Source organism: Tenuifilum sp. 4138str (assembly GCF_041102575.1).
GTDB classification, from domain to species: Bacteria; Bacteroidota; Bacteroidia; order Bacteroidales; family Tenuifilaceae; genus Tenuifilum; species Tenuifilum osseticum.
Genome location: NZ_JBGCUE010000013.1, coordinates 42,857 through 56,808 on the forward strand (window position 1 = coordinate 42,857; position 13,952 = coordinate 56,808).

Sequence of the window (13,952 nt, forward strand, 5' to 3'; positions counted from 1 at the left end):
ATGGAAAAGGGATTGGTGTTAAAGAGTACCGGAAGCCATTACAGGGTTCGATTGGATGATGGCCGCGTGGTTGAGTGTGTACCACGGGGTAAACTTAGGCTTAACGAGATAAAAACAACCAATCCTATTACTGTTGGCGATTGGGTAAGCCTTGAGCTTAACTCCAACGGAGTAGGTTTAATAACCGCCATCCAAGAGCGAAAAAATTATATTATTCGTAAAGCCACAAACCTATCTCGCGAGGCTCACATCATTGCTGCTAATATTGATCAGGCTTTACTGGTGGTTACAATTACTCAGCCCGAAACCCAATTGGCATTTATTGATCGTTACCTGGTTACCGCTGAAGCTTATCGCATTCCTACTGTTATTGTCTTTAATAAAATCGACTTAGTTGATTCAACCATTCAACCCGTGCTCGATAGCTACATCTCAATATACGAACCCATTGGATATAAGTGCCTAAAAGTTTCTGCCAAAACAGGTCAAAATCTCGATTTACTTAAACAAATACTTCAAGGAAGGGTTAGCTTGCTTTCCGGAAATTCAGGGGTAGGTAAATCTACATTAATTAACCTTATTGAGCCCGGTTTGAATCTTAAAACCGCTGAAATTTCAAATGCTCACCTTAAGGGTAGGCATACTACAACCTTTAGCGAAATTTTTGAGCTAAGCTTTGGTGGATTTATTATTGATACACCGGGAATTAAGAGTTTTGGTTTGGTTGACATTGAAAAGGATGAGCTATACCATTTCTTCCCTGAGATATTTAAGCTATCCGACAAATGCAAATATTACAATTGCACTCATATCCATGAGCCCGGTTGTGCTGTTATTGAGGCTGTTGACAAGGGCGAAATTGCACCATCGCGCTACCTGAGTTACTTGAGCATATACGATGACGAAAATGAGAAATATCGACCAAAATTAAAGTAATAGATCATTGGTAAAGTTTTTAATAATTTAAATCCAATTGCTTATGAAATCGCACGAAATTGACTATAAAATTATTGGTGAATCCATTCAATTGGTTGAGATTGAGCTTGACCCACATGAAACTGTAATTGCGGAAGCAGGTGCAATGGTTTACATGGAAAGTGGAATTGATTTTGAAACAAAGCTTGGCGACGGCTCAAATCCCAGTTCAGGGTTTTTAGGGAAACTGCTTTCGGCTGGAGCTCGTGCTATAACCGGTGAATCGATTTTTATGACTCACTTCACAAACCATGGTATTGGCAAAAGGAAAGTAGCTTTTTCCGCACCCTACCCCGGCACTGTTGTGCCAATCGATTTGTCAAAGGTGGGGGGTAATCTTATAGTCCAAAAGGACGGGTTCCTGTGTGCGGCGCTTGGTACAAGTATTTCGCTCCATTTCAACCGAAAACTGGGAGCGGGCTTGGTTGGTGGTGAGGGCTTTATTCTTCAGCGCCTCAGCGGCGATGGTTTAGCCTTTGTACATGCCGGCGGCACGGTGATTGAAAAGCACCTCAACAATGAGACCTTACGAATCGATACCGGTTGCATTGTTGCCTTTGAGCCAACAATTGATTTCGACGTTCAAACAAGCGGAAATCTAAAAAGCATGCTCTTTGGCGGCGAAGGTTTGTTCCTTGCCACCCTTTCCGGTTCCGGTCAGGTTTGGTTACAGTCCATGCCTATCAAGAAACTGGTTCAGGCTCTTGCTCCTTACGGCAGAAATAGAGGAAAAGAAAATAGTTCAATACTTGGCAATCTTTTAGAAGATTAAAAAATGGCTTCAACCATTAGTATCGATAAATTTATTGAACTATCAGATATTTACCCCGTTGTTGATGTGCGCTCACCTTCGGAATATGCTCGTGGACATATTCCAGGTGCATTTAATATTCCCCTTTTTTCCGACGAGGAACGCGCTGCTGTAGGAACTAAATATGTGAGGGAAGGACGACAACAAGCCGTTAGACTGGGACTTGAGCTGGTTGCTACTAAGCTAAACTGGTTTGTTGATTCATTAAGTTCAATGGTTAACCAAAAAAACATTCTGGTTTACTGCTGGCGTGGTGGAATGCGAAGTGCCAGCATGAGTTGGCTTTTTGGCTTAGCTGGTTTTAAGCCCTTTACGTTGGAAGGTGGTTATAAGTCATACAGGCGATACGCTCAGGCTGCTTTCGATAAGAAATATAAATTTATTGTCCTTGGCGGTATGACCGGCTGCGGTAAAACCGAACTTCTTAAAAAGCTTAAGGAAAACGACGAGCAGGTTGTGGATTTGGAAGGGCTTGCCAACCACAAGGGTTCTGCGTTCGGCTGGATAAACCAACCGCAGCAACCCACCACTGAGCACTTTGAAAATCTACTTTTTAATGAACTACGAAAGTTAAACCCTGCACTGCCTATCTGGATTGAGGATGAGAGTAAAAGTATTGGTTCAATTTTTATACCACTATCAATTTATAACCAAATTATTAATAGTCCAACCATTATTGTTGAAGCTGACCTAAATAGTAGAATCGACAGGCTGATTAGCGACTACACGGCATGCGATAAACAGGACTTAATTAACTCGATTCTGCGAATACAAAAGCGCTTGGGGTTAGAAAAGGCAAAACGTTGTATTGAGTATATCGAGTCGGGAAATCTGCGCGATGCTATTGCCATTACGCTGGAATATTACGACAAGACCTATCGTTACGGAATTGAGCAAAAGAAAATACCACCAAAGTTTTTAACCTTTGATGGTACAAGCAACGATATGATTGTAAAACTAACGTCGGTTGGTAAAAGTATTAAACACCCAGTGTTCCCGGATTAATGCAAAGTACTGGGATTTTGGCTTTATTGGCAATAACGTATTGCTCCTGGGCTCCAAAAACAAAATCGGTTAGGTCGATATTAGGGGTTGTCATCACAATAATCAATTCGGCCTCAATATCGGTTGCCAGGTTAACAATTTCCTCCTGAAAACTTTTGCCCTTTGCGGCATTATGAATTTCCCAGTCCAGACCACTGGATTCTATATGCATTTTGGCAAAAGATAGGTTATTGTTAATTTTTTTCTGAACGCCTGAATCGAAAGCATTGGGTACAATCACATGGATCTTTGAGCCAAACAGCTTAGCAAAACGAATTCCCCATTGAATTTTCTCTTTATCCTCATCCCTGAACTCAACGGGCATAACAATATGTGAAAATCCCTTTGTCATATCGGGCTCATCCTGAACAACTAAGAATGGCACCTCGGAGCCGGCAATAACCTTTAGAGCCCAACTTCCTGTTAACTTTTGTACCCCTTTTATTCCATGGGTACCCATAATTACCATTTCGGCATTTATTTCACTGGCAAACTCGCTGATAGTATCAAAAATATTGCCCTCTAAAATGTGAGTTTTAACCTCAACGCCATACTCGTTTACTATTCTTTGCTGATCGTCCTTCAGCTTTTGACTTGCATCATCCTCGCTAAACTTACTTTTACTGAATAAGCCGCCGGTTTGAATAACATGAACTAGGTTGATTTCAATGGGTTCCTTAGCAAGCTTCATCAGCTTTATGGCATGCTTTAGTGCATTTTCTGCAACAGGGGTAAAGTCCCAAGGAATTAGATATTTGTTAATATTTTCTGCCATAGGTTTTACATTTTAGTTCTAAAATTGGGTAGTTAAATTTACTAAATTTTAATTTAAAATCAATCCTTTAACCCAATTTTCAATTTTTTCGGCCAATTAACTTTGTTAATATTTGATTAAGCACATCTTTTCTGGATTCGCTTACTTTAAGCTGATTGATGGCCTGCGTGGCATTATTAAAGTATGTATCGATAATGCTTACCATTTCCTGCTGAACTTCCGCTTTACTGTAGTAATCCATTACCTTGCTAATCTTTAACTCGTCAGGCAATGATTTGTTGTTGTATAGCTCAATAAAGTCGTTTCTATGTGTCCCATTTAGCTTTTCGGCTGCAATAATGGTTAACATGGTTTTTTTTGATGCCACAATGTCGCCACCAATGCGTTTACCAAAAGTACTTGAATCGCCATAACAGTCAAGCATATCGTCCTGAAGCTGAAAAGCCAATCCCATCGACCTGCCAAACTCACCAATAAGCTCTACATCATTCCTGCCTGCACCACCAATTACTGCACCAATCTGCAGAGCCCCTTTAAGTAATATTGATGTTTTTAGCTCTATCATTTTAAGATACTCATCGCGAGAAACCATGATGTCCGACTCAAAATCCATATCCATTTGCTGGCCCTCGCATAAACCCATGGCAAAAGAGTTGAAAATATTAATCACCTCGGGCAAAATCGACTTATCAACCTGAACAAGCAACTTGTAGGCTAGCACTGTCATGGCATCCCCTGAAAGAATTGCAATATTGGGATTCCACTTTTTATGAATGGTTACTAACCCTCTACGCATATCAGCGTTATCCATAATATCGTCGTGGACCAAAGTAAAATTATGGAAAATCTCAACAGCTAGAGCTGCTGGTAACGCTCGGTCAATATCCTCAGAGTAAAGATTACACGCTGCAAGTACAAGAGCCGGGCGAATTCGCTTACCACCCATACCCATTATGTATGCTATTGGCTCGTAGAGGTTTCTTGGCTCTCCTGTTAAATCAAGCTGCTTAATTGCTGAGTCAACTTTCTGGTTTATTGATTCAAGTGTATACATTCTGGTTGATTTTTACTCTTCGTCGTCGAAACCGCTACTCATTTCCATTACAAGTTCTTCCTCCTCGGGTTTTAATGGCTTGGGTTTATCAAATTGACGTAAAAAAGAGGGAAGTACAAATAGGTTTGTAATAACGGCATACAGCAGGGTTATGGCAACTAAAAGCCCAAGTGCTTTTGTACCACCAAACCGTGAAGCAATAAACACACTAAATCCGAAAAGTAATACTATTGACGTATAAATCATGCTAATACCCGTTTCACGAATTGCATGAAATATTGACTCTTTGATATTGAACTTGGTTAAATACAATTCCTGACGATACTTTGTAAGAAAGTGGATTGAGTTGTCAACAGCAATACCCAAAGCAATACTAAATACAATTACGGTGCTTGGTTTTAGGTTTATACCAAGAAAACCCATGGTGGCAGCAGTTAGTATTAGCGGAATAAGATTTATTCCAATGGCAAAAAGTACCATTCTAAACTTACGGAATAACCAAGCTATGGCAAGGGCAATAAGTATTACAGCAAGAATTAGGCTCGATGATAAACTTTGTACTAAATATTTAATTCCATAGGTAGTAATTACGCTTGCCCCAGCAATATGAACATTTGTATGCTCATCTTCAAAAACCTGCTTAATGTCATTGTTAATGCTGTCGAACAAAATGCTCATTTTTTCAGAACCAATGTCGGCCACATTGTACATTATCCTTACATACTGGCCGGTTGAGTCGGTCATTCGGGCATAAACATCACTAACACCAATGCTTCGAGGAATATATGACATTATAAATGCTCGTTCAAAGGGGCCGGGTAGCCGGTATTGGCTCTCATTACCGTTATAGTAAGCTTGCCGGGCAAATTTTGCCATCTCGGCTATTGAAAAAGGTTTGGAAAGCTCTGGGTAATCGATTAGTTTTTCCTGTAATCTTTCAACTTTTTGGTATACGGAATAGTTTTGGTAACCATTAGGTTTTCCTGTGTTGTAAACTATTTCAAGAGGCATAACCCCCGTAAAATGGTTTTCAAAAAATTTCAAGTCGCGCTGTACCGGGTGATTATGGGGAACATCATCAACCATGTAACCGTTTGCCTTCAAGAGCGAAGCACCAAATATTCCAATAATCAAAACAAAAACCGTAATGGCAAAAACCCATTTGCGCTTGTAATAGGTGGTTAATACTATACGTGAAACCGCTTGTTTAAAAGTATTTCGATTAAGATGACTTAAGTGTCGAGCTTTGGGTGTAGGGCTTATGCTAAAGAAGAAAGGTATAACAACTAATGAAATAAGAAAAATACCTAGAACGTTTAAAAAGGCAATCAAACCAAACTCCCGTAAAATTTGTGTTTTAGTGAAAACAAATGTTACAAAACCCAATGCAGTGGTTAAATTGGTTAAAAACGTTGCACTACCAATTCGGTATATAACCCGGTAAAGAGCTTTGATTTTATGGCGGTGATGGGCTATTTCATGATGGTACTTGTTAATTAGGTAGATACAATTGGGAACCCCTATCACTATTAACAATGGAGGCACAACTGCAGTTAGCAATGTTAAATCGTAACCGAAAAGGGTAAGCGAACCTAACGACCATACTACGGCAGTACCCACTACCACCAAAGAAATAAATAGCACGCGGAATGAGCGGAAAAGCACTAAAAGAATAATTGCAGTAACCAGAGCAGCAAGGCCAACAAATAGGAACATTTCGTATTTAATCATTTCGGCAACCACTGCTCTTATGTAGGGTAAGCCAGAGTAGTGGAGTGCGTTTCCGGTTCTAGCCTCGTATTCTTGTGATGCTTCCTTTACCTGGTTTATGATTTTAATGCGGTCTACCCTGGTCATCTTTTCTCTGTTCAGGGTTATAAGCATTAGGTAGGTGTTGGTTTCAGCATTATAAAGCAATCCCTTATAGAATGGTAGGTTTTTAACCTGCTTACTAAGGGAATCCGGACTAATCGTATTAAGGTTATCCAGCAACTTTTTAGCAACGAACTTCCTGGTAATAGTATCTTTTTCAAGTGTAATAATATCGATAACGGAGAAAACGTTTTCTACACCATCTACTTGCTTGATTTTATTGGACAAATTCTCCCAAAGCAAAACTCTATCGCTACTAAAAAAGGCTGAATCCGTTACCCCAATAACCATAATATTCTCACCCTTTCCAAAAAGTTTTGCCAATCTCTCGTTTTGGATATATATGCTATCGGTTTTTGGAACAAGGGGGATGGGTTTGTATGACAGCCTTACTTTACTTGCCTTCCAACCCATGAACAAAGTAAATACCAGTAAAATAGACACTAGGATGAACCGTCTCTTCAGAATAAATCGGGCAAGTTTATGAAACATTATTTTACTTTTAAGATTCAATCAGCAATATTAGAAATAATATGAATATGTTGTTGCAGCTATAGCTAATCAATACATAAAATATTGATTTTTGATTTATTCAGGTAAAAGTTACCTTTGCAAAAATTTGTTCCGATTTTTAATAATTTCTAGTTATTTAAACCAAAATATACCAATGAATTACGGACTTCTTGATCTTTTGAACTTAATTGGTTCGTTGGGACTATTCCTTTACGGAATGAAAATGATGAGCGAATCGCTCCAAAAGGTAGCAGGCGATAAGATGCGTGCCATCTTGAGTTCCATGACATCCAACAGGTTTATGGGAATCATAACTGGCTTTCTTGTTACAACTGTAATTCAGTCGTCATCGGCTACAACTGTTATGGTTGTTAGCTTTGTTAACGCCGGTTTGCTATCGTTGGTTCAGTCTATTGGCGTTATTATGGGTGCAAATATTGGTACAACAGTAACGGCATGGCTAATATCGCTATTGGGTTTCAAGTTTAGCATTATACTTGTTGCAATCCCTCTAATTGGAGTGGGTTTTCCTCTCCTTTTTTCCCGTAAGCAAAACCTCAAGTTTTGGGGAGAGTTTCTTATTGGCTTCTCATTGCTTTTTATTGGTTTGGAATTTCTTAAAAATTCGGTACCGCGAGTAGATCAAAACCCGGAGATGTTTGCATTTCTTTCCAATTACACCGATATGGGCATTTTGTCTGTAATACTCTTTCTGGGCATTGGTTCGCTTTTAACCATAGTAATTCAATCGTCGAGTGCAACCATGGCATTAACGCTGGTTATGTGCAACCAGGGGTGGATTTCATTTGAAATTGCAGCAGCCATGGTGCTTGGTGAGAATATTGGAACAACTATCACAGCAAATATTGCCGCAATTATCGGTAACGTTTCAGCCAAACGTGCAGCAAGAGCTCACTTCTTTTTTAATGTAATTGGAGTAATTTGGATGTTGATAATTTTCTTTCCATTTACTCGAACCATTGCTAATGTTTTATTTGATATTACAGGTAAATCGCCTTATACCGATACAGTTGAGATACCCTTTGCCCTTAGCATTTTCCACTCATCGTTTAATCTGATAAACACCTTCGTACTCGTTTGGTTTACACCTTTGCTCGTTAAACTGGTAACCTGGATAACCCCTTCGAAAAAGGAAGAGGACGAAGAGTTTAGGTTGGTTCACATCAATGCCGGGTTAATGACTACAGCCGAGCTCTCATTGGTGCAAGCGCATAAAGAGGTTATTACTTTTGCCAAGCGCACTCACCGAATGTTTGGTTTTGTTCGTCAACTTTTTAATGAAACCAACGACAAGGAGTTCGACAGTATCTATCAGCGTATCGAAAAATACGAAGGAATAAGCGATAGGGTTGAAGTAGAAATTGCCACTTACCTTAACAAGGTTTCAACCTACGAACTTAGCGATGAAAGTTCACGTAAACTCCAGGCTTTATTCAGAATAATTAGCGAAATTGAATCGGTTGCCGATAGCAACTTTTCTTTAGCCCGAACCCTAAAACGCAAGCGTGAACAAAAGGTTTGGTTTAACCAGGAAATGCGCGATAACCTAAACAAATTGTTTGATATGCTCGATGAGGCCTATAACATCATGAAGGAGAATCTTGAAATTAGCCAGCGAAGCGTTTCCATTAACTTAGGCCCAGTTTATGAGGTTGAAAGCAAGATCAACGAGTTCCGAATTTTTCTTAAAGAGGATCATATCAGAAGCATTGAGGCCAATAAGTACAAGTATCAGGCTGGCGTTATTTATAGCGATTTATTTAACGAAGCCGAAAAAATGGGCGATTACATCATAAATGTTTCTGAGGCAATTGCTGAAATTGAAAAACCGGTAAAGCATAAATCCTACCCTACCGGCAAATAGTTTAATTAGCTGATATAAAAAAGCGGGCTGTAGCCCGCTTTTTTACTTACTGCTCAATGCATTTGCACCCGATACAATTTCAAGAATCTCCTTAGTAATTGCAGCCTGGCGTGCTTTATTGTATTCAAGGAGTAACTGATTGTGTAATGCAACAGCATTTTCTGTGGCCTGATGCATGGCTGTCATACGGGCGCCGTGTTCGGCTGCAACACTTTCAAGAATTGCCGAATGGATCTTGTTCAAAAGATAGTAAGGTAAAATACGCTCAACCAAAACTTGTGGGTTAGGTTCAATTATTGGTTTAATTTTATTTGCCTTTTTAGCTGTCCTTGATATATTTATTGGAAGTAACTGCTCTGCTACTTGCTGCTGCGATGCAGCACTTTTAAACATATTGTAAATTAGAAAGATTTTATCGGCTGAACCAAGCTTAAACTCGTTAACCAGGGTATTAAAAATATCTTTTGTATTTTCAATATTAGGTTTATCAAGCATTTTATGGTTTAGCTCAATCACATTAAAACCCCTTCTGCTTAGTGCTTCGTGTCCCTTTTTACCTAAAGTATAGAATGTTACCCTGGCACTTGGGTGTCTAGCCGATATAGACTTATATTGCTCAATTGAGTATTTAATGATATTTGAATTGAATGCTCCACACATGCTATTGTTGGAGGTGATAACAATCAAAACGATATTCTTTACTTGTTTTCTTTCGTTTACATAATCGCCACTTAATGAACCAATAAATTCAATTGATGATTGTAATATATTGTTTACTTGGTCGTTAAAAGGCCTAAAACGTAACACATTAATTTGTGCCTTTTTGAATTTAGCTGCCGAAACCATTTTCATTGCACTGGTAATCTTCTTTGTGGAAGCTACCGATGCTATTCTGGTTCGTATTTCTTTCAAATTGGCCATCCGAGAAATTTATTTAAATTCCGTGTAATTTTTTGCAACCTCTTCGGCTAGGTTTGATAGCATATCGGCAATTTGGTCATTAAATTCGCCCTTAGCTATTTGCTCCAGCTCCGCTTTTAGTAAAAGCTGGCAACGCTCAAGGAAATCCTTCTCAAAATCGCGAACTTTTGCAACGGGGATATTTTTAAGCAGACCTTTTGTTCCGCAGAAAATGATTGCAACTTGCAGTTCAACAGGCAAAGGTTGGTATTGACCCTGTTTTAGTATCTCAACGTTTTTTGCCCCTTTGTCCAGAACAGCAAGTGTAGCAGCATCTAAATCGGCGCCAAACTTGGCAAAAGCCTCAAGCTCTCGATACTGAGCCTGATCCAATTTAAGAGTACCGGCAACCTTGCGCATGGGTTTTATTTGTGCTTTCCCACCAACACGTGAAACCGAGATACCTACATTGATGGCAGGCCTAATACCGTTGTTGAACAGGTTCGACTCAAGGAATATTTGTCCATCGGTAATAGAGATTACGTTTGTAGGTATATATGCCGACACATCACCTGCCTGGGTTTCAATGATTGGTAATGCGGTTAGCGAACCTCCACCTTTAACCAAAGGTTTAAGTGCAGATGGCAAATCGTTCATTTGCGAAGCAATATCGTCAGACTCAATAATTTTTGCTGCACGCTCCAGCAAGCGGGAATGCAGGTAAAAAACGTCACCGGGGTAAGCCTCTCGCCCTGGAGGGCGGCGTAACAAAAGCGACACCTCGCGATACGAAACAGCTTGCTTTGACAAATCGTCATAAACAACCAGAGCATGCCGACCAGTATCCCTAAAATATTCACCAATAGTAGCGCCAGCAAATGGTGCATAAAACTGCATGGCTGCAGGATCGGAAGCCGTGGCAACAACAATGGTGGTGTAATCCATTGCTCCGCTATCCTCAAGCGTTTTAGCAATGCTTGCTACCGTTGATCCTTTTTGTCCAACAGCAACATAAATGCAGTATACAGGATCGCCCTTTAAGTAGTTATTCCTTTGGTTTATTATGGTATCTATGGCAATAGCGGTTTTTCCGGTTTGGCGGTCGCCAATAATAAGCTCTCGCTGTCCCCTTCCAATGGGAATCATTGAGTCAATAGCCTTAATACCGGTTTGTAACGGTTCGGTTACGGGTTGCCTGTATATTACTCCGGGGGCTTTGCGTTCCAGTGGCAAAATAATAGTCTTTCCCGCTATTGGTCCTTTACCATCAATTGGTTCGCCAAGAGTATTTACCACTCGACCCAAAAGTCCCTCACCAACTGGAATTGAGGCAATCTCGCCAAGCCGTTTAACCCTGTCACCCTCCTTAACCTGTTCGGTGGGTCCCAAAAGAACTATACCAACATTATCCTCTTCAAGGTTAAGGGCAACGCCCTTAACTCCTGATTCAAACTCAACCAGTTCGTTTGACTTTACATTGTTTAGCCCAAAAACACGAGCTATACCATCGCTTACCTGTAAAACAAAGCCAGTCTCCTCAAATCTTGCTTTGGTCTCAATACCCGCAAGTTCATCCTTAATGAGTTGAGTTATTTCGGAAGGTTTTATTCCTGCCATAGCTTACCTGTTATCAAATTTTTTCTCTAGCAAGTTTTTCTTTACAGAGCTAAGTTGCCCCTTTACGCTCGAATCGAAAACCTTACCATTTACAATTAATGTATATCCTGCAATTAACTCAGGTTTAACCTTAACGTCAATTTCACAAGCCGAATTTAAGGTATTTGCCACTTTTGCCTTAATCTTTTCCAATGCTGGGGGTGTTAACTCATCGGCCATAAGCAATTCCACGTCAAGAATATTTTTGCTATTAAGGTAAATACGACGAAAAATCAAAAGAACATTGAATAAAATATCAGTTCTATTCTTTTTAATAATCAAGGCAATAAATTGTTTCAATGTTTTAGGTAAAGTATTTCCGGAAACGCGTTCAATCAGACTAATTTTTTCGTCAGGGGTAAGAGTAATGTCTTCAAGCACTTCGTGCAGTTTCGATTCTTTAGAGAGGATTTCAAGCAAATGACGTATAATGGGATAAATGCTTTCAAGTTCATTGTTTTCCTGACAGAACTCAAAAAGCCCTTTTGCGTAACGCGATGCTATTGATCCGGAACTCATTTTTAGTTTTTAGGTATTTCGTCGAGTAAACGTTCAATATACTCCTGTTGTTTTTCTTTATCCTTAAGCTGGGCGCGCAAAACTTTTTCGGTTAGGCTTATGGTTAACTCAGCAACAGTGGCATAAAGCTCCTTTTTGGCGGCCTCTTTTTCCAAAAGAATTTGCTCACGGGCTTTGTCGAGCATCTTTTGGGTTTCAATGCGAGCCTGCTCTTTGGCTTCCGCCAGTAGTTTTTCCCTCAAAGCTTTAGTTTCGGCAATTTCGCGTTCGCGTTCTTGCCTAGCCTTTTCGGCCATAAGCTTGCTTTCCTCCTGCAATTTTTCTATCTCGGCACGAGCTTGCTCGGCAAGGCGCATTGAACGAGCTATGCTTTCCTCCCTGCTTTTTAAGGCCTGCAGTATGGGTTTCCATGCAAACTTTTTAAGAATGAAAAGCAGCACCCCAAACGATAGCAAAGCCCAAAAGAGTAGGCCGTAGTCGGGTGTAACAAGACCCATAGGTTAAAGTTTTATACAAATAACGCCACAATAAGTATAATAAGGGCAAAAAATGCAACCCCTTCAATAAGCGCAGCCGAAACAATCATATTGGTTCGAATATCGCCTGAGGCTTCAGGCTGACGGGCTATAGACTTTAGAGCCGAAGAGCCTATGCGACCAATGCCCAGTCCTGCGGCTAAAACAATTATTGCTGCACCCAATGCAATGCCAAATTTTGCAATTGATGCGCCATCGATTGACTGAAGTAAAATTAGTAATGTATTCATAGTTTTATATTTAAGTTGTTAGTGATGTTCTTCTGTAGCCATTCCAATATATAGGGCTGTAAGCAAAGTAAAAACATATGCCTGGATAAGGGCAACCAGTAATTCCAGCAACGACATGAATATAAGGAAAACCAGAGAAATGGGTGCAACGGCAAATCCTAACCAAGCTATCATTGAAGAAAAAATGAAAATCAAGCTAAGCAGAACCGTAGCTACCATGTGCCCAGCAAGAATATTGGCAAACAAACGGACCATTAAAACAAATGGCTTGATGAATACTCCAATAAACTCTACCAGGGGCATGATTGGTATGGGCAACTTCAAAAATGTTGGTATACCCGGTGGGTTAACTATATGTTTCCAGTAATCTTTGTTGGCATGCCGGTTAATTGTAAAAAAAGTAAAAAGCGCAAGAGCCATGGTTACGGATATGTTACCAGTAACATTAGCCCCCCCTGGAAACAATGGAATAAGACCCAAAAGATTTGAGAACCATATAAAAAAGAAAAGAGTTAACAAAAAGGGCATGAAATGGTTATAGCGTTTCTCTCCTATAGAAGGGATTGCTATTTCGTCCCGAATAAATATTATAAATGGCTCAAAAACATTTTGTAAACCTTTGGGTGGTGAATCGGGATCTTTCTTATACCTTCGGGCTATGCCAATGAAAATTAAAGCCAACAAAATTGATGTGAATAGTATTGAAAAGGCATTTTTGGTAATGGAAAAATTATAGGGTAATGGATTGGTTTCGTCAACTTCTCCCCTATTGTTTAACTCCACAATTTTACCTTTAAGTTTTCCTTCTGTCTCAATCCTGAAACCTTTATAAACGCCATGATCATGATGGAACTTGTTGGAAAGAAATACATGCAAGCCTGTTTTTTTGCTGTAAAGTATTACTGGAAGCGGAATGCTAATATGATGGTGATTTACGGTAAGTATATGCCACTCATACGAATCGCTTACGTGGTCAAATATGAATTCGGCAGTATTAAACCCCTTAGAGTCTTTTTTGTGTACTTCGTCAGCTTGCGCGCAATTTATGCTTGCGGCAATGAGTAACAATAAAATTAAAACCGATAGGTTAATTCTTTTCTTCACTTGTATTCCTATCCTTTACAATAAAGTATGTGAAATGCAAAAGTAAAACCAGATACGATATCAAATATACGATAACCA

At 39.7% G+C, this 13,952-nt stretch carries 13 protein-coding genes; 4 read left to right on the forward strand and 9 right to left on the reverse strand.

All coding sequences use genetic code 11. The annotated features are described in order from the left end of the window. The 3 genes from rsgA to mnmH are packed head-to-tail and all read left to right on the forward strand — an operon-like array spanning position 1 to position 2,791. Positions 1 to 936: a ribosome small subunit-dependent GTPase A gene (gene rsgA, locus AB6811_RS11740; RefSeq protein ID WP_369490659.1), complete on the forward strand. Its 936-nt coding sequence runs from the start codon at positions 1 to 3 to the stop codon at positions 934 to 936. 43 nt (positions 937 to 979) lie between these two features. Continuing rightward, entirely contained in the window at positions 980 to 1,747 is a 768-nt protein-coding gene (locus tag AB6811_RS11745) for a TIGR00266 family protein (RefSeq protein WP_369490660.1), read from the forward strand. 3 nt (positions 1,748 to 1,750) lie between these two features. Further along, entirely contained in the window at positions 1,751 to 2,791 is a 1,041-nt protein-coding gene (gene mnmH / locus AB6811_RS11750; protein WP_369490661.1) for a tRNA 2-selenouridine(34) synthase MnmH, read from the forward strand. On the opposite strand, the gene AB6811_RS11755 is transcribed toward mnmH, so the two are convergent. The 3 genes from AB6811_RS11755 to AB6811_RS11765 all read right to left on the reverse strand — a co-directional run bounded on the left by AB6811_RS11755 (position 2,766) and on the right by AB6811_RS11765 (position 7,023). After that, positions 2,766 to 3,605 carry a universal stress protein gene (locus tag AB6811_RS11755; RefSeq protein ID WP_369490662.1) on the reverse strand — a complete coding sequence of 280 codons (840 nt, stop codon included), beginning with the start codon at positions 3,603 to 3,605 and terminating at the stop codon, positions 2,766 to 2,768. The genes mnmH and AB6811_RS11755 overlap by 26 nt on opposite strands. Positions 3,606 to 3,684: 79 nt before the next feature. Next, on the reverse strand, positions 3,685 to 4,659 hold the full coding sequence (locus AB6811_RS11760; protein ID WP_369490663.1) for a polyprenyl synthetase family protein: 975 nt from the start codon (positions 4,657 to 4,659) through the stop codon (positions 3,685 to 3,687). A gap of 12 nt (positions 4,660 to 4,671) precedes the next feature. Further along, positions 4,672 to 7,023 carry an efflux RND transporter permease subunit gene (locus AB6811_RS11765; RefSeq protein ID WP_369490664.1) on the reverse strand — a complete coding sequence of 784 codons (2,352 nt, stop codon included), beginning with the start codon at positions 7,021 to 7,023 and terminating at the stop codon, positions 4,672 to 4,674. A 175-nt stretch (positions 7,024 to 7,198) separates the two neighbouring features. Between AB6811_RS11765 and AB6811_RS11770 the strand changes: the two genes are divergently transcribed. Further along, positions 7,199 to 8,929, forward strand: a complete 1,731-nt coding sequence (locus AB6811_RS11770) for a Na/Pi cotransporter family protein (RefSeq protein WP_369490665.1) — start codon at positions 7,199 to 7,201, stop codon at positions 8,927 to 8,929. A 42-nt stretch (positions 8,930 to 8,971) separates the two neighbouring features. Here the strand turns inward: AB6811_RS11770 and atpG are convergent, their stop codons facing one another. From atpG to atpB, 6 genes are read right to left on the reverse strand one after another with little or no spacing between them, the layout of a single operon-like run. Beyond that, positions 8,972 to 9,850 carry an ATP synthase F1 subunit gamma gene (gene atpG, locus AB6811_RS11775; RefSeq protein WP_369490666.1) on the reverse strand — a complete coding sequence of 293 codons (879 nt, stop codon included), beginning with the start codon at positions 9,848 to 9,850 and terminating at the stop codon, positions 8,972 to 8,974. Between the two features lie 9 nt (positions 9,851 to 9,859). Continuing rightward, on the reverse strand, positions 9,860 to 11,446 hold the full coding sequence (gene atpA, locus AB6811_RS11780) for a F0F1 ATP synthase subunit alpha (RefSeq protein WP_369490667.1): 1,587 nt from the start codon (positions 11,444 to 11,446) through the stop codon (positions 9,860 to 9,862). 3 nt (positions 11,447 to 11,449) lie between these two features. Next, positions 11,450 to 12,004 carry an ATP synthase F1 subunit delta gene (gene atpH / locus AB6811_RS11785; RefSeq protein ID WP_369490668.1) on the reverse strand — a complete coding sequence of 185 codons (555 nt, stop codon included), beginning with the start codon at positions 12,002 to 12,004 and terminating at the stop codon, positions 11,450 to 11,452. Between the two features lie 2 nt (positions 12,005 to 12,006). Next, positions 12,007 to 12,501 carry a F0F1 ATP synthase subunit B gene (atpF, locus tag AB6811_RS11790; protein WP_369490669.1) on the reverse strand — a complete coding sequence of 165 codons (495 nt, stop codon included), beginning with the start codon at positions 12,499 to 12,501 and terminating at the stop codon, positions 12,007 to 12,009. An 11-nt stretch (positions 12,502 to 12,512) separates the two neighbouring features. Continuing rightward, a complete protein-coding gene (atpE, locus tag AB6811_RS11795; RefSeq protein WP_369490670.1) occupies positions 12,513 to 12,770 on the reverse strand; it encodes an ATP synthase F0 subunit C in 258 nt (85 codons plus the stop codon). An 18-nt stretch (positions 12,771 to 12,788) separates the two neighbouring features. Continuing rightward, complete coding sequence (gene atpB / locus AB6811_RS11800; protein WP_369490671.1) at positions 12,789 to 13,874, reverse strand: F0F1 ATP synthase subunit A; 1,086 nt, start codon at positions 13,872 to 13,874, stop codon at positions 12,789 to 12,791. Between the last annotated feature and the right edge of the window lie 78 nt (positions 13,875 to 13,952).